This is a genomic window from Actinomadura sp. 9N407 (genome assembly GCF_044326315.1).
Lineage (GTDB): Bacteria > Actinomycetota > Actinomycetes > Streptosporangiales > Streptosporangiaceae > Spirillospora.
On the sequence record NZ_JBIRAW010000016.1, the window covers coordinates 164,499 to 189,353 of the forward strand.

18 protein-coding genes are annotated in these 24,855 nt (G+C 71.5%); 4 read left to right on the forward strand and 14 right to left on the reverse strand.

Going from position 1 to position 24,855, the window contains the following annotated elements; all coding sequences use genetic code 11:
• Positions 1 to 187: 187 nt before the first annotated feature.
• The 8 genes from ACH34Q_RS25255 to ACH34Q_RS25290 all read right to left on the reverse strand — a co-directional run bounded on the left by ACH34Q_RS25255 (position 188) and on the right by ACH34Q_RS25290 (position 10,843).
• Positions 188 to 1,465, reverse strand: coding sequence for a thymidine phosphorylase (locus ACH34Q_RS25255; protein ID WP_395985522.1), 1,278 nt, complete (start codon positions 1,463 to 1,465; stop codon positions 188 to 190).
• A gap of 2 nt (positions 1,466 to 1,467) precedes the next feature.
• Entirely contained in the window at positions 1,468 to 1,890 is a 423-nt protein-coding gene (locus ACH34Q_RS25260) for a cytidine deaminase (protein WP_395985523.1), read from the reverse strand.
• Positions 1,890 to 3,251, reverse strand: a complete 1,362-nt coding sequence (locus ACH34Q_RS25265) for an ABC transporter permease (protein WP_395985524.1) — start codon at positions 3,249 to 3,251, stop codon at positions 1,890 to 1,892. The genes ACH34Q_RS25260 and ACH34Q_RS25265 overlap by 1 nt, the downstream gene beginning before the upstream one ends.
• Positions 3,248 to 4,843: an ABC transporter permease gene (locus tag ACH34Q_RS25270; protein ID WP_395985525.1), complete on the reverse strand. Its 1,596-nt coding sequence runs from the start codon at positions 4,841 to 4,843 to the stop codon at positions 3,248 to 3,250. The genes ACH34Q_RS25265 and ACH34Q_RS25270 overlap by 4 nt, the downstream gene beginning before the upstream one ends.
• Positions 4,840 to 6,414 carry an ABC transporter ATP-binding protein gene (locus ACH34Q_RS25275; protein ID WP_395985550.1) on the reverse strand — a complete coding sequence of 525 codons (1,575 nt, stop codon included), beginning with the start codon at positions 6,412 to 6,414 and terminating at the stop codon, positions 4,840 to 4,842. The genes ACH34Q_RS25270 and ACH34Q_RS25275 overlap by 4 nt, the downstream gene beginning before the upstream one ends.
• Positions 6,415 to 6,658: 244 nt before the next feature.
• The gene (locus ACH34Q_RS25280) at positions 6,659 to 7,714 is read right to left on the reverse strand and encodes a BMP family protein (protein ID WP_395985526.1); all 1,056 of its coding nucleotides are present in this window, start codon (positions 7,712 to 7,714) and stop codon (positions 6,659 to 6,661) included.
• Between the two features lie 359 nt (positions 7,715 to 8,073).
• Positions 8,074 to 9,321, reverse strand: coding sequence for a M20 family metallopeptidase (locus tag ACH34Q_RS25285; RefSeq protein WP_395985551.1), 1,248 nt, complete (start codon positions 9,319 to 9,321; stop codon positions 8,074 to 8,076).
• Positions 9,322 to 9,673: 352 nt separating this feature from the next.
• A complete protein-coding gene (locus tag ACH34Q_RS25290; protein ID WP_395985527.1) occupies positions 9,674 to 10,843 on the reverse strand; it encodes a glutamate--cysteine ligase in 1,170 nt (389 codons plus the stop codon).
• A 777-nt stretch (positions 10,844 to 11,620) separates the two neighbouring features.
• On the opposite strand from ACH34Q_RS25290, the gene ACH34Q_RS25295 reads away from it, so the two are divergent.
• Both ACH34Q_RS25295 and ACH34Q_RS25300 read left to right on the forward strand, forming a co-directional pair.
• Positions 11,621 to 12,844 carry a D-alanyl-D-alanine carboxypeptidase family protein gene (locus tag ACH34Q_RS25295; RefSeq protein WP_395985528.1) on the forward strand — a complete coding sequence of 408 codons (1,224 nt, stop codon included), beginning with the start codon at positions 11,621 to 11,623 and terminating at the stop codon, positions 12,842 to 12,844.
• Between the two features lie 48 nt (positions 12,845 to 12,892).
• Complete coding sequence (locus tag ACH34Q_RS25300) at positions 12,893 to 13,468, forward strand: nuclear transport factor 2 family protein (RefSeq protein WP_395985529.1); 576 nt, start codon at positions 12,893 to 12,895, stop codon at positions 13,466 to 13,468.
• Here the strand turns inward: ACH34Q_RS25300 and ACH34Q_RS25305 are convergent.
• The 4 genes from ACH34Q_RS25305 to ACH34Q_RS25320 form a co-directional block, all read right to left on the reverse strand.
• Positions 13,410 to 14,513, reverse strand: coding sequence for a YihY/virulence factor BrkB family protein (locus tag ACH34Q_RS25305; RefSeq protein WP_395985530.1), 1,104 nt, complete (start codon positions 14,511 to 14,513; stop codon positions 13,410 to 13,412). The genes ACH34Q_RS25300 and ACH34Q_RS25305 overlap by 59 nt on opposite strands.
• Positions 14,514 to 14,645: 132 nt before the next feature.
• Positions 14,646 to 15,203, reverse strand: coding sequence for a 2'-5' RNA ligase family protein (locus ACH34Q_RS25310; protein ID WP_395985531.1), 558 nt, complete (start codon positions 15,201 to 15,203; stop codon positions 14,646 to 14,648).
• On the reverse strand, positions 15,169 to 16,311 hold the full coding sequence (gene trpS / locus ACH34Q_RS25315; RefSeq protein WP_395985532.1) for a tryptophan--tRNA ligase: 1,143 nt from the start codon (positions 16,309 to 16,311) through the stop codon (positions 15,169 to 15,171). Before trpS ends, ACH34Q_RS25310 begins: the two co-directional genes overlap by 35 nt.
• A 12-nt stretch (positions 16,312 to 16,323) precedes the next feature.
• Entirely contained in the window at positions 16,324 to 17,745 is a 1,422-nt protein-coding gene (locus tag ACH34Q_RS25320) for a transporter associated domain-containing protein (RefSeq protein WP_395985533.1), read from the reverse strand.
• Between the two features lie 267 nt (positions 17,746 to 18,012).
• Here ACH34Q_RS25320 and galE point away from each other — a divergent pair, with 267 nt between their 5' ends.
• Positions 18,013 to 18,993 carry a UDP-glucose 4-epimerase GalE gene (galE, locus tag ACH34Q_RS25325; protein WP_395985534.1) on the forward strand — a complete coding sequence of 327 codons (981 nt, stop codon included), beginning with the start codon at positions 18,013 to 18,015 and terminating at the stop codon, positions 18,991 to 18,993.
• Between the two features lie 32 nt (positions 18,994 to 19,025).
• Complete coding sequence (galK, locus tag ACH34Q_RS25330) at positions 19,026 to 20,207, forward strand: galactokinase (protein WP_395985535.1); 1,182 nt, start codon at positions 19,026 to 19,028, stop codon at positions 20,205 to 20,207.
• 22 nt (positions 20,208 to 20,229) lie between these two features.
• Here the strand turns inward: galK and ACH34Q_RS25335 are convergent, their stop codons facing one another.
• Both ACH34Q_RS25335 and ACH34Q_RS25340 read right to left on the reverse strand, forming a co-directional pair.
• A complete protein-coding gene (locus ACH34Q_RS25335; protein WP_395985536.1) occupies positions 20,230 to 22,986 on the reverse strand; it encodes a hypothetical protein in 2,757 nt (918 codons plus the stop codon).
• Positions 22,983 to 24,842 carry an HSP90 family protein gene (locus ACH34Q_RS25340; RefSeq protein WP_395985537.1) on the reverse strand — a complete coding sequence of 620 codons (1,860 nt, stop codon included), beginning with the start codon at positions 24,840 to 24,842 and terminating at the stop codon, positions 22,983 to 22,985. Before ACH34Q_RS25340 ends, ACH34Q_RS25335 begins: the two co-directional genes overlap by 4 nt.
• Positions 24,843 to 24,855: the final 13 nt, after the last annotated feature.

Here is a 24,855-nt window from a genome sequence, read left to right on the forward strand (position 1 = left end):
GGCGCAAGGCCTTACACAGACAGCCCCTCGCGATGAGTTCGGAACGGGCGCCGACGTCCTCGGTCAGGGCGTCCGGGCGACCACGCGGCCGGGCTCAGTGAGCCCGGCGTTCAAGGGCCTTGTCGCGGTGCGCATGGGGCCAGGTCGCGGGTCGTTACGAACGTGTGGGGCGGTCCGTTCCTGATCTTCAGGAGATGCGGTCGATGATGAGGGGGTGAAGGTCGGGGGTGCCGTCCTCCACGATCTCGATCGCGCCTTCCAGGGCTTCCAGGGCGCGCGGGAAGCGGGACATGTCGTCGGCGTACAGGGACAGCAGGGGCTGGCCCGCCACGAGCTTGTCGCCTGGTCTGGCGTGGCAGATGACGCCGGCGCCGAACGAGACCGGGTCCTCCTTGCGGGCGCGGCCTGCGCCGAGGCGCCAGGCGGCGACGCCCACGCCGAAGGCGTCGAGGCGGGTGAGGATGCCCGAGGCCGGGGCGGTCAGCTCGTACGACTCGCGCGCGACGGGCAGCGGGGCGCGGGGGTCGCCGCCCTGGGCGGAGATCATGCGCTGCCATACGTCCATGGCGGAGCCGTCGCGAAGGGCGTCGGCGGGGTCCTTGGCGGCGGTGAGGCCGGCGGCGGTGAGCATCTCGCGGGCCAGCGCGATGGTGAGTTCGATGATGTCGGAGGGGCCGCCGCCGGACAGGACCTCGATGGATTCGGCGACCTCGACCGCGTTGCCGACGGCGTTGCCGAGGGGACGGTCCATGGCGGTGAGCAGGGCGACCGTACGGAGTCCGTGGTCGGTACCGATCGCGACCATGGTCTCGGCCAGCTCGCGGGCGTCGGGGAGGGTCTTCATGAACGCGCCATTGCCGACCTTGACGTCCAGGACGAGGGCGCCGGTGCCTTCGGCGATCTTCTTGGACATGATCGAGGAGGCGATCAGCGGGATCGACTCGACGGTGCCGGTGACGTCGCGGAGGGCGTAGAGCTTGCGATCGGCGGGGGCCAGGTTGCCTCCGGCGGCGCAGACGACGGCACCGGTCTCGCGCAGGACGTCGAGCATCTCGGCGGTGCTGAGGGAGGCGCGCCAGCCGGGGATGGACTCCAGCTTGTCGAGGGTGCCGCCGGTGTGGCCGAGGCCGCGGCCCGACAGCTGCGGTACGGCGGCGCCGCAGGCGGCAACGGTGGGGGCCAGGGGCAGTGTGATCTTGTCGCCCACGCCGCCGGTCGAGTGCTTGTCGGTGGTGGGGCGCTCCAGGGCGGACCAGTCCATCCGTTCGCCGGAGTCGATCATGGCCTGGGTCCAGCGGGAGACCTCGGGACGGGTCATGCCGTTCAGCAGGATCGCCATGGCGAGCGACGACATCTGCTCTTCGGCGATCTCACCGCCGGTGTAGGCCTGGACGGCCCAGTCGATCTGCTCCGGTGTCAGCTCGCCGCCGTCGCGTTTGGCGCGGATGACGTCGATGGCGTCCACTCTCAGCTCCTCGAGATCAGGTCGTCGGGGCCGAAGGCGTCCGGCAGGACCTCCGCCATGGGACGGATGCCGGACACCGTCTCCAGCAGCATGCCCGGGCCACCGTGCTCGTACAGCAGTTGGCGGCAGCGTCCGCAGGGCATCAGCGGGTCGCCGTTGCGGTCCACGACGGAGACGGCCAGGAGGCGGGGGCGCTGCGAGGCACCCTCTCCGAACAGTGCTCCCTCTCCGAACAGGGCGCTGGTCAGGCTGCACTCGGCGCACAGGCCGACGCCGTACGAGGCGTTCTCGACGTTGCAGCCGGTGATGACGCGGCCGTCGTCGACGAGGGCGGCCGCGCCGACGGGGAAGTTGGAGTACGGGACGTACGCGCGGCCCATCGCGGTGCGGGCGGCCGTGCGCAGGGCCGGCCAGTCGATCTCCATCAGCGGGCCTCTCCCTTGCGGTAGCGCAGGCCGTTGCTCGCCGGCATCCGGAGCCGCTGGCTCGCCAGGGCCAGGACCAGCAGCGTGGTCAGGTGCGGTGTGAACGAGACCAGCTCGCCCGGCACGGTCTCGCTGAGCATGAACCAAGTGAAGAGCCCGACCGCGGCCACGGCCGCGAGGATGGAGCCCAGGAACGCGTTCCGTACACCGTTGCGGTCGTGTTCGGTGACGACCAGGGGCCGTAGCTGCCTGCCGCGGACGAGCTGCCAGATCGCGACCGCGACCAGGATGACCGTGACGAACAGCAGGAGCGCGTGCACCGACTCGCCGCCGCCGCGCAGGTTCATCGCGTCGGTGTAGCCGAACAGCAGCGAGCCGGTGGCCATCCCGCCCGGGCGCCAGTTACCGAAGATCATCGCGGCGAGGCCGATGAAGCCGCGGCCGCCGGTCTGGCCGTCCTGGTAGACCGGGGAGGCGACCGTGACCAGGAACGCGCCGCCCAGGCCGGACAGCGCACCGGAGATCATCACGGCCGCGTACTTCATCCGGTAGACGTTCACGCCCAGCGACTCGGCCGCGTGCGGGTCCTCGCCGCAGGAACGGACCCGCAGCCCGAACGCGGTCTTCCACAGGACGAAGAAGCTGAGCGGGATCAGCGCGATCGCCAGCAGGGTGAGCAGGGACATGTCGACGGTCAGGCCGCGCAGGATGCCGGCCAGGTCCGAGACCAGGAACCAGTGCTTGTCCTCCAGAGCACCCAGCGCGTCCGGAGTCTTCCAGCCGAAGAAATCCCCGCCCGACAGGACGGGGGCGTTGAGTCTTGGTATCGGATCCACCGGCGGCGACTGCCGCGGACCACCGCCGAGGGCCTTGGCCGCGCCGGTGTTGAAGACCAGCCCGGCCAGGAACTGGGTGAGGCCGAGCCCCAGGATGTTGATCGCGACACCGGACACGATGTGGTCGACGCCGAACGTGACGGTCGCGATGGCGTGCACGAGCCCGCCCAGCGCGCCGCCGATGATCCCGGCGGCGACTCCGGCCCAGGGACCCCACTGGTAGCCCGCCCAGGCACCGGTCCAGGTCCCGAGGATCATCATGCCCTCGAGCCCGATGTTGATGATCCCCGAACGTTCCGACCACAGGCCGCCCAGCCCGGCCAGGAAGATCGGTACCGCCAGCCGGAGGGAGGCGCTGACCGTACCGCTGGAGGTCACGTCGTCGGCACCGGTAAGGACCCGTACCAGCGACAGCAGCACCAGCAGCGCGCCGGCCAGCAGCAGGTAGTGCGGCCAGCGGAGGCGCCGCTTGCCGTTCCCGTTGCCGTTCTTCAGCTTCGCCGCGACGGTGGTGACGGTGCTCATGAGGAGACCCCCTTGGCGCCGCCGTCAGAGGGATCTTGACTGCCAGAGGGATCTTGGCCGGCGGCGGGATCTTGGCCGTCGGGATCACGACCGGCCGCGGAGACGGCGGCCAGGTCGTGGCCGGTGGCGAGTTCGACCGCCACGGTCCGCTGCTGCAGCCGGATCTCCCAGCGTCTGACCAGCTCGTAGACGATGACGACGGTCAGCACGACCACGCCCTGCATCACGCCGACGATCTCCTTCGGCACATCGACCTCCTGGAGCACGTCGGAGGTCTGGTCGAGGAAGGCGAACAGCAGGGCGGCCAGCGCGATACCGGCCGGATGGTTGCGGCCCAGCAGGGCCACCGTGATGCCGGTGAAGCCCAGTCCGGCCGGGAAGTTCAGCGAGTACTCGTACGAGGCGCCGAGCAGTTCGGGCATCCCGATCAGCCCGGCCACCGCGCCGGACATCACCATGGTGATCACCACCATCCGGCGCGCGCTGACCCCGCTGGCCTGCGCGGCGGTCGGCGACAGTCCGGAGATCTTGAGGTCGAAGCCGAACCGGGTGTGGTTGATCACCACCCAGAACACGATCCCGACCAGGGCGGCCAGCGGCAGCAGCCCGTACACGCGGCCGGGCAGGTCGGTCAGCGTCGGGGCGAGCACCCCGGCGGTGATCGCCACGAACACGGCCGCGCCGAGCACGCCCAGGATCAGGCCTGTCGCCGGGCCGCGCCCGGTTCGCCCAGTTTGCTGGGTACCGGACTGCTGGGTGCCGGTCTGCTCGGGGGCCGCGGTGGCCTGGCGGCGGTACGCGGAGTAGATGATCAGGGCGGAGCCGGCGATCAGGATCAGCGCCAGCACCGGGCCGGAGAGCAGCGTGGTCAGCACGCCGTTGAACGCGCCGACCTGGCCGGATCCGGGGATCGGCGGGGTGGCGACGTTGTTGCTGCCCGGCCGGACCTCGGCCAGCCGCTGGTCGTTCAGCAGGTACGCGATCAGCCCGGTGGCGATCGCGTTCAGCATGATCGTGGACAGCACCTCGCTGACCCCGCGGGTGACCTTGAGGATGCCCGCGATCGCGGCCCACAGCCCGCCGACCAGCATCGCGGCCACGATCACCAGGAACTGGCCGATCGGGGCGGGCAGCGCCAGCGCGCCGCCGAGCGAGGCCGACATCATCGCCGCCAGCCGGTACTGGCCGTCCACGCCGATGTTGAGCAGCGCCATCCGGAAGCCGATCGCGACCGCGACCGCCGACAGGTAGTAGCGGGTGGCCCGGTTGAGGATGTCGACGATCGAGTTGTCGGTGGTGCCGTAGTCGATCATGCTCTGGATCGAGCTGAACGGATCGGCCCCGGTCACCCGGAGCAGCCCGATCGTGATCAGCAGCGAGATCAGCAGCGCGAGGACCGGCGCCCCGACCTGCAGGCCCAGCCCGGTCGGGCCCAGGCCCCGCATGATCGCCTTCCACCCGGGCACCGCCGGTGCGGCGGGCGGGGCGTCGGAAGGGGCCTTCTTCGGCGGGTTCTGCTCAGCCTTGTCCTGGTCAGCCTTGTCCTGGTCAGCTTTGTCCTGGTCGGGGGGCGTGTCCTCCGGCCCGCTCATGAGGCGGCCTCGTCCGTGGCACCGGTCATCGCGGAGCCCAGCTCCTCGGGGGTGACCGTGCCCGGATCGACCTCGGCGACCAGCCGGCCGCGCAGGATCACGTGCAGGGTGTCGGACATACCGATGAGTTCCTCGAGATCGGCGCTGATCAGCAGGACGGCCAGCCCGGCGGCGCGGGCCTGGCGCAGGTACTCCCAGATGGCGGCCTGCGCGCCGACATCGATGCCGCGGGTGGGGTGGGCGGCGATCAGCAGGCGCGGGTCGCCCGACATCTCGCGGCCGACGATCAGCTTCTGCTGGTTGCCGCCCGACAGCGCGGCGGCGGGCACGTCGATGCCGGGGGTACGGACGTCGTACTCGCGCACGATCCGGGTCGTGTCCGCGCGCGCGCCGCGGCGGTCGATCCAGGGGCCGCGCACGTTGGGACGCTGGGTCTGATGGCCCAGCATCCGGTTCTCCCAGAGGGACCCTTCGAGGATCAGGCCGTGCCGGTGCCGGTCCTCGGGGATGTAGGCGATCCCGGCCTCCCGGCGGCGCCGGGTCGGCCAGTTCGTGATGTCCTCGTCGCCGAAGGCGATGGTGCCGGCGTCGCGCTGCCGGATGCCCATGATGGCCTCGATCAGCTCGGACTGGCCGTTGCCCTCCACCCCGGCCAGGCCGACGATCTCGCCGCGCCGGATCCGCAGCGACACGCCGTCGACCACGGGACGGCCCTCGGCGGTGAGCACGGTGAGCCCGTCCACCTTCAGCTGGACGTCCTCGGTGACCGTGGACTCGCGCAGTTCGGGGGTGGGCAGCTCGGATCCGACCATCAGCTCGGCCAGCCGCCGCGAGGTGACCTCGGCGGGAACGAGGCGGGTCGCGACGGTGGTGCCGCGGCGCAGCACCGAGATGCTGTCGGCCACCGACAGGACCTCGTCGAGCTTGTGCGAGATGAACAGCACGGTCAGGCCCTCGGCGCGCAGGTCGCGCAGGTTGCCGAACAGCTCGTCGACCTCCTGCGGCACCAGTACCGCCGTGGGCTCGTCCAGGATCAGTACCCGGGCACCGCGGAACAGGACCTTGAGGATCTCCACCCGCTGGCGCTCGCCCACGCCGAGGGTCTCCACCCGCACGTCGGGGTCCACCCGGAGTCCGTACGTGTCGGACATCTCGGCGATCCGGGCCCGGGCGGCGGCGAAGTCGATCCGGCCACGCCGCTTGGGCTCGGCGCCCAGGATCACGTTCTCCAGCACGGTGAGGTTGTCGGCCAGCTTGAAGTGCTGGTGCACCATGCCGATGCCGCGGGCGATCGCGTCGGCCGGGGAACGGAACGTGACCCGCTCGCCGTCGATCTCGATGGTGCCCTCGTCCGGCCGCTGCATCCCGTACAGGATCTTCATCAGCGTGGACTTGCCGGCACCGTTCTCACCGCACAGCGCGTGCACCTCGCCGCGCTCGATGGTGAGATCGACGTCGCGGTTGGCCACCACGCCGGGGAAGCGCTTGGTGATCGATGTCAGCCGTACGGCCGGCCCCCCGGTTCCGTGGGTGCCCCCTGTTCCCGCGGGGCCCCCTGTTCCGGCGGGCACGGCGAGGTCCTCCCCCGCCGGCTGCTCCTCAGGCACGAATGCCCCTCCTGGCTCGCTGTTGCGGTCCCGCGTCCAAGCGCGCGGATCGCGCACTGATCACCACACGGATCGATCACACACGGATCGATCACCAGGATCGATCACACGGATCACGTGCGCTCCCGTGGGCGCCGTGCCCGGCATGCGTCACCGGCGCCACCCCGGGGCTCGTTGCCCAGGGAGGCGCCGGGTCACGCACGGCCCGTCAGGGCTTGGTCGGAACCTTGATCTTGCCGGCCACGATCTCGGCCTTGTACCCGTCCAGCTTGGCCTTGATGTCGTCGACCTTGCCGCCGGAGCTGGAGAAGCCCACACCGTCGTTGGACAGGTCGTACTTCTTCGTCCCCGGCTGGAACGAGCCGTTGCTGACCGAGTTGACGAAGTCGTACACCGCCAGGTCCACCCGCTTGATCATCGAGGTCAGGATGTACTCCTTGACGCTCGCGACCGCGGGCTGGTTGTACTGGTCGGAGTCGACGCCGATGGCCCACTTCTGGGCCCCGCCGGCGGTCTGGATCACGCCGATGCCGGCGCCGCCCGCGGCGTGGTAGATCACGTCCGCGCCGTCGTCCAGCATCCCCTTGGCGGCCTCCTTGCCGAGCGCCGGGTTCTTGAAGCCGTCGAAGTTCGGCGGCTGGGTGAGGTAGTTGGCCGGCAGGATCTCGATGTCCGACTTGGCGTGCTCGGCGCCCGCCTCGTACCCGGCCTGGAACTTGTGGATCAGCGGTACGTTCACGCCGCCGATGAAGCCGATCTTGCCGCTCTTGGACTTCAGCGCCGCGGCGGCGCCGACCAGGAACGAGCCCTGCTCCTCGGAGAAGCAGGCGCCCAGCACGTTGGCGCCCTCCACCTTGCACTGGTCGGCGTCCACGACCAGGAACTTGGTGTTCGGGAAGTCCTTGGCCACCTTGTTGATCGAGGTGGTGTAGGCGAAGCCCACCCCGACGACCGGGTTGTAGCCCTGGTTGGCCATCAGCCGCAGGCGCGACTCCTTGTCGGAGTCGGGCTCGTCCGGCTTGGCGGAGATCTCGTTGGTCTGAATGTTCAGGCTCTTCTTGACCCGGTCGAGCCCCGCCGCCGCCGAGTCGTTGAACGACTGGTCGCCGCGGCCGCCGATGTCGAAGGCCAGCCCGACCTTCAGCGTCTTCTTGTCGCCCTCGCCACCCGTGTCGGAGGCTTTCTTGCCACCGCACGCGGCGGCGCTGAGCGTCAACGCCGCGCCCGTCATGGTGACGAGCGAGATCTTCAGTCCCCTGCGCAAGATAGCGCTCCTTCCCGTTCCCCAGAAATCGATCGGACGCTACCCCGCAAAACGCCACGAAAGCCCGCTGTGCACCGTTTCGCAACGCGTCCGTTACCAAGGTGTAGGCCGAGATCAGCACAGGTCAGAACGCGAACCGCGGCCATTCCCCGCCCTCGCCCACCGGACCCGGCCCGGGGCGAAGGATCGCACCGGGCCGGGAGGGACGGGAAACGCTTTCGGGGGGTGATCGGAAGAACTCGGAGCGCCAAGATCGGATGCGCCCTGGATGATCGGGTGGACTCTGGGTGATCGGGTGGGCCCTGGGTGATCGGGTGGGCCCTGGGTGATCGGGTGGACTCGGGGGCGGTGCCTGGCCGTCAGGCGAGGGCGGTGCCTCCGACCTGTGCGGTGTCGCCCGGACGGCCGCCGTCCCACAGCGCGGTCAGCGCCGTGGCCGCCAGCACCCGGACTCCGACCGCGATGCAGTCCTCGTCCACGTCGAAGTCGCCCCTGTGCAGGTCGTACTCGGCGTTCGAGCCGGGCTTGCGCACGCCCAGCCGGGCCAGCGCGCCGGGGATCGACTCCAGGTACCAGCCGAAGTCCTCGCCGCCCAGGCTCTGCGGGGTGGGCACCGCGGCCTCGTCACCGAGCACCTGCGCCACCGCGTCCCGGAACATCTGGACGCTGGTCGCCTCGTTGACCGTGGGCGGCACGCCGCGCACGTACTCCAGCGTGGCCTCCACGTCGTAGGCCGCGGCCACCGACTGGAGCAGCGAGTTCATCATGTCGGGGGCGCGGTGCCAGGCCTGGTCGTCCAGGCAGCGGACGGTGCCCTCGGCGATGCCGTCGTCGGGGATCGCGTTGGCCACCGAACCCGCGGCCACCCGGCCCCACACCAGCGACAGGCTGGAGCGGGGGTCGACCCGGCGGGACAGCGCGGACGGCAGCTCGGTCACGATCTTGGCCAGCGCGTACACCAGGTCGGCGGTCAGATGGGGGCGGGCGGTGGCCCCGCCCGGGCCGGTGACCTTGACGTAGACCTTGTCGCAGGCCGCGGTGATCGGCCCGGCGCGCAGCCCGAGCTGGCCCACGTCGGCCCGCGGGTCGCAGTGCAGCGCGAACGCGCGGTCGACCCCGCAGATGCCGCCGGCCGCCATCACGTCCAGTGCCCCGCCGGGCGTCTCCTCGGCGGGCTGGAAGATCAGCCGGACCCGGCCGGGCAGCAGCCCGGCCTGCGCCTGCTGCGCCAGGAAGAGCCCCGCGCCCAGCACCATCGCGGTGTGCACGTCGTGCCCGCAGGCGTGCGCCACGCCCGGCACGGTCGAGCGGTACGGGACGTCCTTCTCGTCCTGCAGCGGCAGCGCGTCGATGTCGGCGCGCAGCGCGACCGTCGGGCCGTCCTCCGGGCCCACGTCGCAGAACAGGCCGGTACCGCGCGGCAGGATCTGCGGCTTGAGCCCCGCGGCCTCCAGCCGTTCGGCGATCCGCTTGGTGGTGCGGTGCTCGGCGTACCCCAGCTCGGGGTGCATGTGCAGATCGCGGCGGAAGGCGATCAGCGCGGGCTCGGACCGGGCGAGGAACGTGTCGAGCTGCGGCTGCAGCGCGCTCCCGCCCAGCTCGGCCATCGCCCGGGCCATCGCCGGCCCGGTGGCCATGCCGCGCCCGGAGGCCATGCCGTGATCGTCGCTCACCCGCTCGTCCAGTGCCCGCTCGTCCAGTGTCTGATCAGCGAGTGCCCGATCGCCGACCGAACGTGGAGCCGCCCCTGGGGCGGTCGGTGGTTCAAGGCCCGGCATCACCCCGGGTCCGGTCTGTGTCATGTGCGCCCCCTGCGCGAAGGCGGAGCCGAACGGCGTCCGCCCGGTGGTCTTCTCTGCGCCGCGACCGCCGGCCCGGTGCTCCGGCTGGTGGTCCGGCCTGTGGTCGGGCCAGCGCTCGGGCCGGCGGTCGGGCCGATGATCGGGCCGGTCGTCGGGATCACCCGGATCCGGCATGGGCGACCTCCCCGTACGTGACGAACCTGTCCTGCGCGAGCTCCATGATCGCCGCGTCCACCAGGTCCGGTACCGAGCCGCCCTCGGCGCGGATCGCGCGCTGGCGCTCGTACGGGGCCCCGTGTTCCAGGACCTCCCCGGCGACCTTGAGCTCCTCGGCGCAGCCCAGCCGGTCGGCCACCGGCTCCAGCTCCCTGATCAGCTCGTAGAGATCGTCGCGAAGCGGTGCCGTGCTCCCCGTGTCGTCGGTGATGACGATGGCGTCGAGCCCGTAGCGGGTGGCGCGCCACTTGTTGTCACGTACCACCCAGGCGGCCGGCCGCGGCAGCGTGTAGCCGCGGTCGAGCTGCTGCTCGAAGAGGGTGACCAGGCTCTGGCAGAGTGCCGCGGCCATGCCCACCTCCCGCAGCGTGGGAATGCCGTCGAACATCCGGATCTCAACGGTTCCGAAATCGGGATGCGGGCGGATGTCCCACCACACTTCCTTGATGCTCCGGATGGTACCGGCACGCAGCAAGGTGTCCATGTAATCCTCGAAGGCCGCCCAATCGTCAAGTAGGTGGGGCGGACCCGCCGTGGGGAGCTGACCGAACACCACGGCCCGGCTGGAGGCCAGGCCGGTGTCACTTCCGCTCCAGTACGGGCTCGAGGCGGTGAGGGCGAGAAAATGCGGCAGGTAGGCCGACAGCGCGTTGACGATCGGGATCGCCCGGTCGACATGGCTCACGCCCACATGGACGTGCACGCCGAACGTCTGGATGCGCCGGGCCAGCCACTGCATCTGCTCGATCAGCTCGGCGTAGCGCTTCATCGGCGCCATCACCGCGTCCCGCCAGTCGCTGATCGGATGGGTGCCCGTACAGGCCAGCGTGATGCCGCGAACGGCCGCGGCGGCGCGCAACTCGGCCACCGTGGCGGCCAGATCCTGCTTGGCCTCGCCGACGGTATTGCAGATGCCGGTCACGATCTCGACCGTCGACTCCATCAGCTCATGCCGGATCTTCGGGATGTCGCCGCCCTGGCTGAGCGACGGCAGGGCGGCCAGCACCTCGCGGGCGTCCTGGCGCAGGAAGCGGGTCTCCGCGTCGACGAGCTGGAGCTCCCACTCCACGCCCAGCGTCGCGCCGCTCGACGGGTTGAAGTCAATGGCCACGGCCAACCTCCGTCCACAATCCTCGCAGGTCGATGCGTGGCACGTGGCGCTATTCAGCCAGCGGGTGCCTAAGCCTGGACAAACGTGCCGTCACGACGAACGTCTCACGACGGACGTCTCGCCAACACGGGCGCCCGGCTCGGGCCTCATGGTCCATCATGGCGTCCAGTGCCCGCGACGCTGCGGGAAACCATGCCCTATGCGGATCATTTGACTCGTCCGGGCGGCCATCGATCACGGCCCGTCACCCTTTTCGGTCATTGAACGGTAACCCGACACCCCTCAAAGGAACTAGTCCGCCCGTCCGGAATCCGGAATCGCAACTCTGGGTAACAGGTGCATAGCAGACCGCGTTCGGGGCACGGGGAACTCGGGGGCACGGACCGGATTCCGGGGTACGAGCCGTCCATGTCGCCCGTCCGTCCCGTACATCCGGCCCGTACATCTGGCCCGTACATCCGGTGGGCGCCATGGATCCCATCAGCCCTGAATATCCCATGAGCCCCGAATAACCCAAGAGTTGAAGTGTCGACGCGGGGATGCGTGTTCTCCGCTTTCGTCGCTTACTCTTCTACTCTTCTGGAGGTCACGAGCGGTGAGCAGGGTCGACCGGGACGAGGGGCGGAGCTTGCGAGCACAGCGATGGGTGGCGCGGCGAGAACCGGCGCTGGTGGCGCGGGCCGCACGGCGCGCGCCGCTCCCGGAGCGGCAGGGAGCAGTGCAGCGACAGGAAGTACTGCACGGACCGGAAGTAGTGCAGGGCCGGGGAGCGCGGCCGTGAGGCGCTCGGGGCGCGTCGCCGCCGGGCTCGCGGCGCCGCTGATCACCGCGTCCCTGCTCGTACCGGTCGCGCCCGCGCAAGCCGCGGATCCCGGGCCCGTTCAGGCGGCACCGGCCGCACGGGCCACCACTCCTCCACAGCCTGTGGGCGGAGCGCAGTTGGGCAGCAAGGGCATCGTCGCGAACGAGGCGCCCGGCGTCCCGGCCGCGCCCACGATCAAGGCGGGCTCGTACCTCATCGCCGACGGCGACACCGGCGAGGTGCTGGCGGCCAAGGACGCGCACGGCCGGTACCTGCCCGCCAGCGCCATCAAGACGCTCACCGCCCTCGCCCTGGTCCCCAAGCTGAAGCCGGACCAGCTCGTACGCCCGACCCAGGCCACCTGCGACGTCGAGGGCACCAAGGTCGGCCTGACACCGAAGATGCAGTACAAGGTCTCCGACCTGTTCCACGCGCTGATGATGATGTCGGCGAACGACGCCGCGCTCGCGCTCGCGCAGGCCAACGGCGGCCTGGACAAGACGCTGGCCGACATGAACGCCGAGGCCCGCCGGATCAACGCCCGCGACACCCTCACCGGCTCCCCCAACGGCCTGGACAAGGACCTCGGGCTGGACGTCAAGACCCAGCACACCTCGTCGTACGACCTGGCGCTCATCCTGCGGGAGGGGCTGAAGAACCCCGACTTCCGCAAGTACGTGGAGACCATCGACCACAAGTTCCCCGCGCCCCCCACCAAGAAGGAGCGCAAGAAGGGCAAGAAGGTCGGCGGCTACCCCATCCACACCCACAACCGGATGCTGCCGGGCCAGTCGCAGGAGTACGAGGGCATGATCGGCGGCAAGAACGGCTACACGATCGCGGCCCGGCAGACCTTCGTCGCCGCCGCCGAGCGCGACGGCCACACGATCATCGTCTCGCTGATGCGGGCCGACCAGCCGCCCTCGAAGTACGCCGCGAAGCTGCTCGACTGGGGCTTCGCCGCGCGCGGCAAGGCCAAGCCGGTGGGCACGCTGGTCGCGCCGGGCGAGCCGGACGGCGGCAAGAAGGCCACCGACGCCCACAAGCTGCTGCCGACCAACCCGCTGACCAACAACGACTCCGCCGGCGGCTGGGGGCTGCTGCTGGCCACCGGCGCGGCCACCGCGGCACTGCTCTGCGGGATGCTGTTCCTGGTGCTCCGGCGCCGTAGGGACCCCGCCGAGGAGCCGGAAAGGTAAGCGCAGCCTCACTGGTGGGTCCGCGCTCCCGGACTTACCCTCGCACTGGTGCCGGTCACCGCGCCGCCGCTGGACGGCGGGCCGGTGCCTGGAGGAGGCGTTGTGTTCCCCGACCACGCCGTGTCCCATGACCACCCCGTGGCTCACGATCATGCCGCCGTGCCGCCCGCTCCCCTCGAGCACCCCGCCCTGGAGCACCTCGACCTGGAGCACCTCGCCCTGGAGCATCCCGCCCTGGAGCATCCCAATACCGCCCTGATCCGGGACGGCTACAGCGCCTTCGGCAAGGGCGACATGGAGACCATCCGGTCCATGCTCCATGAACGGGTCGTCCACCGCGTGCCGGGGCGCGGCCCGCTGTGCGGCGAATACCGTACGCCCGAGGAGGTCCTCGGCTTCTACGTCCGGGTGTTCGAGTTGTCGGGCGGGACGTACCGTTCCGAGCCCTACGCGGTCATGGCGGGCGACGACCACGGCGTCGCGCTCGTCCACACCTATGCCGAACGCTCCGGGCGGGTGCTGTCCGGCCGCGCGGTCGACGTCTTCCGCATCGAGGACGGCCGGATCACCGAGATCCGGACATTGGCCGAGGATCAGTACGCGGACGACGCGTTCTGGTCGTGACCTCGGCCGTTTCGTCCCTCGCCCCTGTTCCGCGTTCGGGCTCCGGGCCGGCTTCGGGATCGGGACCGCACTCCGGATCGGCCTTGGCGGCGGCCTCCGGATCGTCCTGAGCGGCGGACTCGCCGTCGCGCGCCTCCGCAGTCAGGACGGCCCGGCGGGTGGCCGTCCAGGCGGCCACGATGAGCAGGAACCGGGACACGATGTTGATCCAGACCATCAGCCCGACCACGACGGCGAACGAGGCGTACACGGGGTTCTTGGTCGTGCTGCTCAGCAGCAGCGTCGCCAGCTGCTTGAGCGCCTCGAAGCCGACCGCGCCGATCAGCGCGCCCTGGTAGATCGTCCGCCAGGGCGCCCGGGTCCCCGACAGCCGGGAGTACAGCACCAGGAAGATCAGCGTGTTGGACGCGATCGCCATCGTCAGCGAGAGCAGCCGCAGTACGGTGCCGGCACCGGTGACATCGTCCCAGCCCAGCCAGGACAGCACGGTGTGCGAGGCCGTGTTGGTGATCGTCGTCACCGCCATGCCGAGCACGAGCAGCACGCCCAGCAGCACCAGGGCGGCGCCGTCCCAGAACCGCAGGATCAGGAAGTTGCCCTCCGGCTGCGGCTCCTTGCCGAAGACGTCGCGCAGCGACTCGCGCATGGCCTGCACCCAGCCCAGCCCGGCCAGCACCAGACCGGCCAGGCCGATCAGCCCGGCAGCGGTCTTGGACTGGACGATCGCGTCGACCTCCAACTGCTCCGCCATGCCGGGCAGCAGCGAGTACACCGCCTCCACGAAGAATGCCCGGGCCTGCTCGCTGATCCCGACGAGGTAGCCGAGCAGCGCGTACGCCAGCGCCACCAGCGGGAAGAACGCCAGGAAGGCGTAGCAGGTGATCGACGCGGCCAGCCGGTTGCCGCGGCTGTCCTGGTAGCGCCGGTACGCGCGGAACACATGATCGAACCAGTTCCACCGGTCCCGCCGGTCGCGCAGCAGGCGCCGTCCGGTGCCCTCGGCTTTGGTGAAGCGGGCGCGGGCGCCGCTGATCACCTGTCGCATGTACCGGTCACTCGCCGCATGCGCGTCGCTGGTCGCACACAGGTCGGTTGTCGCATGTACGGGGTCTACCCCGGTTCGTCCCCGCGACGCCCCGATAGGTGATCAGCCGTTCGCCACTCAGCCGTTCACCACTCAGTCGTTCACCACGGGGAAATGGCTTCGCGGGCGCCAGACTCCGTCGGGGCCGTGCTCGTACAGCGAGAAGCCCTGGACCTCGAAGGCGGCCTCGTAGCCGGCCAGTTCCTTGTAGGCACGGTCCATGACCTCCTCCGGGAGGTGGTGGGCGACCGTGACGTGCGGGTGGTACGGAAAGGGCAGCTCGCGGGCCAGCGGCCCCGCCAGGACGCGCCGCTGGAGGTCCTCGCAGCCGTCGGCCCCCTCGGCCAGCGCGATGAACACCACCGGCGACACCGGGCGGAACGTCCCGGTACCGCTCAGCGTGATCGGAAAGGGACGTTCGGCGTCCGCGACCTCGCGCAGGTGCCGCTCGACCCCTGCCAGCTCGCCCGCACCGCCGAGCTCGGTCGGCGGCAGCAGCGTGATGTGCGTCGGGATCGCGTCGGCCAGCGGGTCGCCGAACGCCCGCCGCAAGCGCTGCAGCTCGGCGCCGTACGGGTCCGGGATCGGGATCGCCACCCCGATCCAGCGCGCGGGATCAGTGGCCTCGCCCAACGAATCCCACCCGGTCACGGACCACCTCCATGGTCCGCCGGGCGACGTCTCCGGCCCGCTCGGCGCCCTGCGCCAGCACGCGGTCCAGCTGGTCCTGATCGGAGAGCAGTTTGGCGGTCCGCTCCCGGATCGGGGTGAACGTGTCGAGGACCAGCGCCGCGAGGTCCTTCTTGAACGTGCCGTAGCCGCCGTCGCCGTACCGGGCCTCCAGATCGGCGACCGGAGAGCCGTCCAGCGCGGCGAAGATCCGCAGCAGGTTGGTGACGCCCGCCTTGTTCTCCTCGTCGTAGCGGACCTCGGTGCCGGTGTCGGTGACCGCGCGCATGATCTTCTTGCGCATCGGGCCGGGCTCCTCGAGCAGGTCGAGGATGCCCTGCGGCGAGGAGGCCGACTTGCTCATCTTGGCGGTCGGCTCCTGCAGATCGGTGATCTTGGCCGCGCCCGCCGGGATGAACGCCTCGGGGGCCACGAACGTGTCGCCGAACCGGTGGTTGAACCGCTGCGCGAGCGTCCGGGTGAGCTCCAGGTGCTGCCGCTGGTCCTCACCGACCGGCACATGGAACGTGCGCTCGCCCGGGCCGGGCTCGGGCGTGTAGAGCAGGATGTCGGCGGCCTGCAGGACCGGGTACGTGAACAGTCCGACGCTGGTGCCGCCGGTGCCCTGCTTGGCCGACTTGTCCTTGAACTGGGTCATCCGGCCGGCCTCGCCGAACCCGGTGATGCAGCCCAGGATCCAGGCCAGCTCCGCGTGCTCGGGCACGTGGCTCTGCACGAAGAGGGCGGAACGCTCGGGGTCCACGCCCATCGCCAGCAGCTGCGCGGCGGCGACCCTGGTGCGGCGGCGCAGCAGCTCCGGGTCGTGCTCCACGGTGATCGCGTGCAGGTCGACTACGCAGTAGAACGCCTGGTGGGTGTCCTGCAGGGCGACCCACTGCCGCAGCGCACCCAGGTAGTTGCCCAGGTGGAACGAGTCGGCGGTCGGCTGGATGCCGGACAGCACCCGCGGGGCCGGGACGGAACCGGACGGGCCGGTCGGCACGGAGCCGGTCGACACGGAGCCGGACGGGCCGGTCGACACGGAGCCGGACGGGCCGGTGGACGGGCTGGAGGCTTCGGACATGCTCACGGATCGATTCTCTCAGGCCTCGTGCGAGGCGACGTCGCCGGTCGGGGCGTCGTCCGGTGCGGTGGCTCCGGGCGCGCCGTCAGCGGTTGGGACGTCACCGGGAACGGGGGCGTTCGGACCGGCTCCGGCCACCGCGGCCGGCGGTGTCGCGGCATCGACGAGGACGGGTTGGGCGGGCGGTCCCGGCGGCGCCTGCGACGGCACGGACCGCACGGGCCGTGCCTGTTGTACAGGCATTGCTTTTTGTATGGGCGCCTGCTGTGCCTGTTGTGCGGACGATGCCGGCTGCGCCTGTTGCGCGGGCTGTGTCTGCTGTACGGCCTGTGTTTGCTGTACGGCCTGTGTCTGCTGTACGGCCTGTGTCTGCTGTACGGGCGGTGCCGGCGGCAGGGGGACGGTCTGTGGCAGGGCCGGTGCCGGGATGACGCGCACGCGGGCGACCCGGCGGCCGTCCATCCGGACGACCGACAGGCGGTATCCCGCCGTTCCCACGACGTCCCCCTCGGCGGGGACCCGGCCGAGCGCGGCCATGATGTGGCCGGCGACGGTCTCGTAGGGCCCGGCAGGCAGCCGCACACCGGTCTCGGCGGCGAAGTCGTCGAGGTTGAGCAGACCGTCGACCTCGACCACCCCACCGTGCAGACGTTGCGCTTGCGCGTCCTGGACATCATATTCATCGCGGATGTCCCCGATGAGCTCCTCGACCAGGTCCTCCAGGGTGACGATGCCCGCGGTGCCGCCGTACTCGTCCATGACGATCGCCAGGTGGTGCCCCTCGCGCCGCATCTCCGACAGCACCGGGAGCACCCGCTGGGAGGCCGGCAGGTACAGGACGGGCCGTACCAGCTCCCCGACCGGCACGCCGTCCCCCTCCGGGACGTCACCGCCGGCGATTCCTGGGGCCAAGGCGTTCCCTGGGGTCAGAGCGGTCCCTGGGGTCAGGGCGTTCCCTGGGGTCAGAGCGGTCCCTGGGGCCAGCAGGTCCCGGATGTGCACGAACCCGATCACCTCGTCGTGCGAGCCGCTGCAGACCGGGAAACGGGAGTGCGGGCTGCCTGCGGCGATCCGGGCGGCGGCCGGCAGCGGGAGCGCCGCGTCCAGGAACTCCACCTCGGTCCGCGGCACCAGCACCTCGCGCAGCGGCCGCTCGCCGGCGGCGAAGACCTCCTCGATCAGCGCCCGCTCGTCGGCGGTCAGTTCGGTGTTGGCCGCGACCAGGGCCCGGACCCGTTCGGCGGTGATCTGGTCGCGGAGCGCGCCGGGGTCCTCGCCGGTCAGCCGTACGACCAGGTCGGTGGAGCGGGTCATCAGCCAGACCAGCGGGCGGGCGAGCGCCCGGGTCCGGCGGCGGGCCTGCTGCGCCTGCTGCGCCTGCTGCGGTACGGGTGCCTGCCCGGTGTGCGGCGCCTGCCGCGAGGGTCGGGGATCTTCCATGTCCGTTGCGCGTTCTCTCCTGCGAGTCCCCCGCCTGGTGCGGGCTGTCCATTCAACCTTCCCCGCGCGGGCTTGCCGATAGCCTGGACGGCGTCTCCGCGATGCCCGCACCCGGCAAAGCCCCTGCCATCCGGGCCCGGCCGGAAAAGATCAAGCGCCGAAGAGATCAAGCGCCAAGAGATCGAGCAGGCGGATCGAGCGGGCGGATCAAGCAGAGAATTCAAGTAGGTAGAGAGTGCAAGCAGAGAGTTCAAGCAGGAGGATTTCGTGAAGCTGCTCGTCACTGGAGGCGCCGGTTACGTCGGCAGCGTCGTCTCGGCCCAGTTGCTCGAGGCGGGGCACGAGGTGGTCGTGCTGGACGATCTGTCCACCGGGCACGAGGACGCGGTGCCCGAGGGCGCCCGGCTCGTACGCGGGACGCTGCGGGACAAGGCCTCGGAGGTGCTGGCGGGCGCCGGCTTCGACGCGGTGCTGCACTTCGCGGCCAAGTCGCTGGTCGGCGAGTCGGTCCAGAAGCCGTGGCTCTACTGGGACGGCAACCTCGGCGAGTCGCTGTCGCTGCTGGACGCGATGCGCACGGCCGGGGTCCGGCGGATCGTCTTCTCCTCGACGGCCGCGACGTACGGGGAGCCGGAGACCACCCCGATCGTGGAGACGGCCCCGACCCGTCCGACCAATCCGTACGGCGCGTCCAAGCTGGCCATCGACACCGCGCTCGCCGAGTACGCCCGCCTGTTCGGGATCGGCGCCGTGTCGCTGCGCTACTTCAACGTCGCCGGAGCCCGCCTCACCGGGTCTGGCACGTCAGGGGCCGGTGACCAGGGCGAGCGGCACGCCGTCGAGACCCACCTGATCCCCAACGTGCTCAAGGTCGCGCTCGGCGAGAAGGACGCGGTCAGCATGTTCGGCGAGGACTATCCGACGCCGGACGGCACCTGCCTGCGCGACTACATCCACGTGGTCGACCTCGGCGTGGCGCACCTGCTGGCGCTGGACGCGTGCGCGCCGTCCACCCACCAGATCTTCAACCTGGGCAGCGGCAGCGGCTACTCGGTACGCGAGGTCGTCGAGATGTGCCGCGAGGTGACCGGGCATCCGATCCCGGCCGAGGTCAGCCCGCGCCGGCCGGGCGACCCGGCGGTGCTGGTGGCCTCGGCCGAGAAGATCAGAACGGCCCTGGGCTGGAAGCCCGAGCGCGACCTGCGGGTCATGGTCACGGACGCGTGGACCTTCCTGCAGGGCCGATGAGCCCAGCCGAGAACACGGCCAGGAACGCAGCCATGAACACGGTGGCCGGTACGGGCAAGATCCCCCTCTCGGCGGCGTTCACGGAGGCGTACCGCCGCGCCCCTGAGGGCGTCTGGCACGCTCCGGGCCGGATCAACGTGATCGGTGAGCACACCGACTACAACGACGGCTTCGTGCTGCCGTTCGCGCTGCCGCTTGGCGTGTCGGTGGCGGCGGCCCGGCGCGACGACGCCGTACTCGAAGTGCGGTCCCTGCAGGCCGCCGACGCGGGTGTCACCGTCTCGCTGGACGGCACCGGCCCCGGCGAGGTCCAGCGGTGGGCGGAGCGGGAACGGTGGGCGGCCTACCCGTTCGGCGTGGCCTCGCTGCTGCGCGAGCGCGGCGCGGGCGGCGCCTCCCTGCTGATCGACTCCGATCTGCCGCAGGGCGCGGGGCTGTCGTCCTCGGCGGCGCTGGAGTGCGCGACCGCGCTGGCCCTGTGCGAGCTGTACGGGCTGGACGATCTGGCGGCCGACCGTGCGGAGCTGGCCCGGCTGGCGCAGCGGGCCGAGCACGACTACGCGGGCATGCCCTGCGGGATCATGGACCAGTCGGCCTCGCTGCTGTGCCGGGCGGGCCACGCGCTGATGCTCGACTGCCGTAGCGGGCTGTCCTCGCACGTCCCGATCGATCTGCCCGGCAAGGACCTGACGCTCCTGGTCGTCAACACCCGGGCCCGGCACACGCTGACCGGCGGTGAGTACGCGCGGCGCCGGGCCGAGTGCGAGCGCGCCGCCGCGCTGCTGGGCGTCGACGCGCTGCGCGACGTCAAGGACCTCGGCGCGGCGCTGGCCAGGCTGGACGACCCGGTGCTGCGCCGCCGTACCCAGCACGTCGTCACGGAGAACCACCGGGTGGAGGCGACCGTTGGCCTGCTGCGCGCCGGCGCCGAGACCGAGCTGGGCGGGATGCTGACGGCCTCGCACCTGTCCCTGCGGGACCTGTACGAGGTGTCCTGGCCGGAGGCCGATCTGACCGTCGAGGCGGCGCTCCGGGGCGGCGCCAGGGGCGGCCGGATGGTCGGCGGCGGGTTCGGCGGCTCGGTCATCGTGCTGACCGCCACGGCCCGGGCCGACCGGGTCCGGGACGCGATCTTCGCCGCGTACCGGGACCGCGGCCTGCCCGAACCCGACTTCATCGAAGCCGTACCGTCGGCGGGCGCCCACCGCCTGTGACCACCCGCGTCACGCCTCCGGGTCACGCCTCCGCGTCGTTCCCCTCTCGTGACTCCTCGCGGGACTCCTCGCGGGACTCCAGCGCCGCCTCGAGATCGGTGCGCAGTACGGCGGCGGTCTCGGCGGCGTCCTTCTCGTCCAGTGAACCGAAGGCCGCGATCGCCTCGTTGACGCGGGCGAGCGCGTCGTCCAGCCGTCCCACGTCGGCCAGCAGGCGGGCCTCGTCGTACGACACCCTGGCGGTCTCCCAGGTCCGTGCGGCCTCCTCCTCGGCGGGGAGGCCGGCCAGCGCGGCGCGGGCCCGTTCCATTTCGGCCAGGCCCTGTTCCGCCTGGCGGCACCACAGCCGGCACAGCGCGGACGCCCGGCGGGCCCGTACGACGCCGTAGGGGTCACCGGCGGCGGCGAACGCCTCCGCCGCCTCCAGGAACTTGTCGGCCGCCAGGGCGTCCTTGTCGAGCCGGGTCAGCACCTCGGCGGCCAGCTCCAGCAGCCGCGCGGCGAAATCGGGGTCCTCGCCCTCCTCCCCCGCCAGCTCGGTGAAGAGGTCGGCGGCCTGCTCCTCGCCCAGTTCCGCCTGGGCGTGCGCCAGCAGCAGGCGGACGCGGCGGTACGAGTGGGGGTCGTCCAGCCGGGCGAGCAGCGGCGCGGCCTCCTCGGCCGTCTCCGCGGCCTCCAGATGCCGGCCGGTCGCGTAGTAGGCGTTGGCCAGTTCCAGCCGCGCGTAGGACGCCTGGACGCCCGCGCCGGCGGCGGTGAACCCGGCGACCGCCTCCACGAGGTCGGGAACCGCGTCCGCCGCTCCCTTGATCGACACCAGCAGGGTGCCCCGCTCGGCGTGCGCGACGGTGGCCATCCACGGGTCGGTACCGGCGGACACGACCGCCTCGTCGAGAACGGCCAGGGCCTCCTCGAAGGCCTGCTCGTCGCCTTCCGGACCGCTCTCCGCGGACTGTCCGGCCAGCTGCGCCAAGAGCTTGCCGAGCATCAGCGACGCCTCGGTCAGCTGCGTGCTGTCGCCGCTCTCCCGCAGGGCCTCGCGGGCGGTGTGCAGCAGCGGTACGGCGGATGCGGGGTCGTCCGTCCGGACGAGGGCCCGGGCGCGCATCAGCGCCAGCTCACCGGCCTGCTCCTGCCCCTCGGGGACGAGGGCCTCCAGGAGCGCGCGGGCCTCGTCGGTCTCACCCTCGTTGAGCAGGACACCGGTCAGCCGCATGTGGGCGGAGAACGCTCGCTTCGTCCCGGGTGCGTGCTCGCTCAGGTAGGCCGTGCTCGTCCGCAAGAGCGGCAGCCCCACGTCCGCCTGCCCCTGACCGCAGCGGATCGCGCCGACACGGCCGAGCGCGGCCTGCCGCGAGACCAGGTCACCGGCCTGCTCGTACAGCTCTGCGGCGCGCTCCCAGGTGGCCAGCGCGCCCTCGATGTCATCGTCGTCGAACCGCTCCACGCCCTGCCCGTCCGCGCGCCGCGCGACCTGCAGCGGCGTGGGCTCGGCGGCGGAGGCCAGCTCGTCGTAGCGCCGCCAGGCCGCGCTCGCGCGATCGATCCGGCCGGCCGTCCACTCCTCCTGGCCGAGGTCGAGCAGCGCGTCCAGATCATCGATCTCCGCATGATCCGGAACGGGCTCGGGGGCGGGCACGGCCGGAGCCGCCGCCGCGGCGGGACGGCGGTCGTACTGGGTCAGCGGCAGATGATCGAGCATCGGCTCGGCCTCCATCAGCGCCCGGATGACGCCGCTCTGGTGATCGTTGCCGTTGCGGGCGTCGAACCGCGCCGCCACGTCCAGCGCACGCGCGGCCAGCTCGCCGCGCAGCTCACCGGCGGCCACCTCCGCCGGTACGGCGCCGTCCACCGGACGGGCGATCACCAGATCGCCGTGCCCGGCCTCCTCCACCCGGCGCAGCAGCAGCGCCGACGCGGCCGCGAACCGCATCTCGGCGTACGGGCTCGGCGCCCGGTCCAGCCACCCCAGATGGCGCTGCACGATCTCCAGCCCGCGCCCCTCGTTGCCGGTACGGGCACAGAACTCCACATGATCGCCGATGGAGTCCAGCTCGCTCAGCCGGGAGCGCATCAGCCGGTACGCGCGCAGATGGGCGTTGCGGGCCTCCTCCGGCCGGCCCACCCGCAGGAAGACCGGCAGCAGGCTGGTCAGCACGGCCTGCGGCTGCTCGGCGCAGTTCAGGTCCTCGCGCAGCACCGGCTCGGCGACCGCCAGCGCCTCCTCGTCCCGGCCGCGCCAGCCGAGATGGTCGACCTTGCCGGTCGGGTCGCAGCCCGCGCAGTCCGACAGCTCGTCGCGCGGCGTCGTGTGCCACATCGCGAACCAGCGGTCGGCGGCGTCGGCGTTCCCCAGATGCCGCGCGACCCGCGCCCGCCTGCCGTACACGGCCTGCAGGCTGTGCCCGCCCAGCTTGTAGCGACGCTCCATGTCGTCCAGGGCCGCGCGGGTACGGTCCAGTGGCACCTCGGGGAACCGGGTGAGCGAGTACACGATCCACTTGAACTGCCACAGCAGCTGATGCTCGGCCGACTCGCCCAGCGCGCCAGGGTCGGCGTCGTACTCGGCCAGGCTGCGGCTGAACGTCGTGAACGTCTTCGTCGGCTCGCCACCGAACTCGTACGCGCTGCCCAGCTCCATCCGTACCTCGAAGGTCACCCGGGGGTCGCCGAGCTCCTCCGCGCGGCGCAGCGCCTCCTCGGTCAGCACCGTACGGGCCTCGCCGTAAGGGAGGGCGTAGGCCCGTCCCATCAGATCCTGGACCTGCTCAAGGCTCACGGGGACTCTCCTGGGTCACTGGTCTCTCCTACTTCAGGGGTGGGCCCGCCCGGGTCGTGCATGGCCCATTCGAGCAAGCCGAGGAAGGAACGGTTCAGCGCGGCGGTGTCGGCCGGACGCAGCGGATGCTGCCCGAACAGCAGCGCCTGCCCGTACAGACCCTGGACCGCAAGCTCGACCAGCCCCTCCTCGGTGAGCGAGGTCACCCTGCGGGCCAGCGGGTTGCGATGGTTGAGGACGAGCTGGGGACGGTCGGTCTGGACGGCGCCGTTCAGCGCGCCCAGCACGTCCGCCCACAGGTCGTCGGCCATGTCCTTGGCCTCCGACATCTCCGCTTGGTGCTGGGCGGCCCGGCTGGTGATGTAGAGCGCGGGCAGCGACGGCGGGTCGAAGTCGCGGACCACGACCTCGCAGCCGAGCCGTTCCACCGCCTTCTGCGCGGCCGCCAGGAAGGGCCGCAGCGCCAGCTCGGCCGCCGGGTCGAGGACCCCGAGATGCGTGGTCAGCTCCGCCGGATCCAGCCGGCGCGGCGCGGCGTCCGGATCGATCGCGGTCAGCCGTTCGATGATCTCGGTGTCGTGCACGTAGCCGCCGTTGACCAGGCCGATGCCCTGCGCCCCCGCCACCGCCGACAACCGCCGGAACTCCTCCACGCTCGGTACGTACCGCACGTCCGAATGCCGCCGCCGGAACTCCGCCAGCGTCATCGGGCCCGACGACGTCTCGAACTCCAGCCAGCGGTCCACGATCCGCAGCATGTCGTCGTCCTGCAGCGCCATCGCCTTCACGCCGAGCTGGTGCAGCCGCAGGAAGCCGCGCAGCCGTACCGGATCGGTCTCCGCCAGCCGGACCAGCCACTGCCGCAGGCTCTCGCCCAGGGCCTGCCGGGTCGACTCCAGCAGCTCGTCCTCGTACAGCGCCTCCCGGCTCGCGGTCGGCCGCAGCTCCCCCGCGTCCACGACGCACCGCACGAAGAACGCCCACTCGGGCAGCAGCCCCTCGACGCTCTCGGCCAGCAGCATCTTCTTGAGATAGACCCGGTGCGACCCGCGCGCGGTCGGCGCGACCGGCTGCGGCAGCACGAACGCGACCCCGGTCAGCCCCGCCTCGGGTACGTCCAGGTCGATGACGTCGTACGGGTCGAACCCGTACAGCTCCCGGCAGTAGGCGTCCAGCGCACGCCGCCGGCGCGCCGGGTCGGCATGCGCCGCCTGCCACGGCGGCCCGTCCCCGGTGATCGGCACGCCGTCCACGGTCAGCGAGATCGGCAGCAGCGAACCGTACGACCGCGCCAGTTCCTGGACGATCTCCGCGCTCAGCAGCTCCGCCGATCCCGTCCGGGCACGCAGCGAGACCGTCGTGCCCGGCTCGTCCCGTTCGGCGGGCTCGACGCGGTAACGGCCGTCGGCGAACCCCGTCCAGCGCACGGCGCCCGGCGGAGAGTCCTGGCGAGCAGGAGAGTCCTCGTGCGCGGGGGCGTTCTCGCGTGCGGAACGCGTCACGACCTCGATCTCGTCCGCGACCAGGAACCCCGACAGCAGGCCGATCCCGAACTGGCCCAGGAAGTCGTGCCGGGCGAACCCCAGCTCGTCCCGCTTGGACGAGCGCCCGATCGTGGCGAGCAGCCGGTGGACCTCCTCCTCGGTGAGGCCGATCCCGTCGTCGTGCACGAGCAGCCCGCCCGCACCGGTCTCGATCCGCACCTTTCCCCCGCTCGGCACGGAAGTACCGCGCGCGGTGATCGCGTCCACCGCGTTCTGCAGCAGCTCCCGCAGGTAGACCCGCGGGCTGGAGTAGAGATGCCTGCTCAGCAGGTCCACCACGCCGCGCAGATCGACCTGAAACGCCTGTTCCACCCTGCCGCCCCTC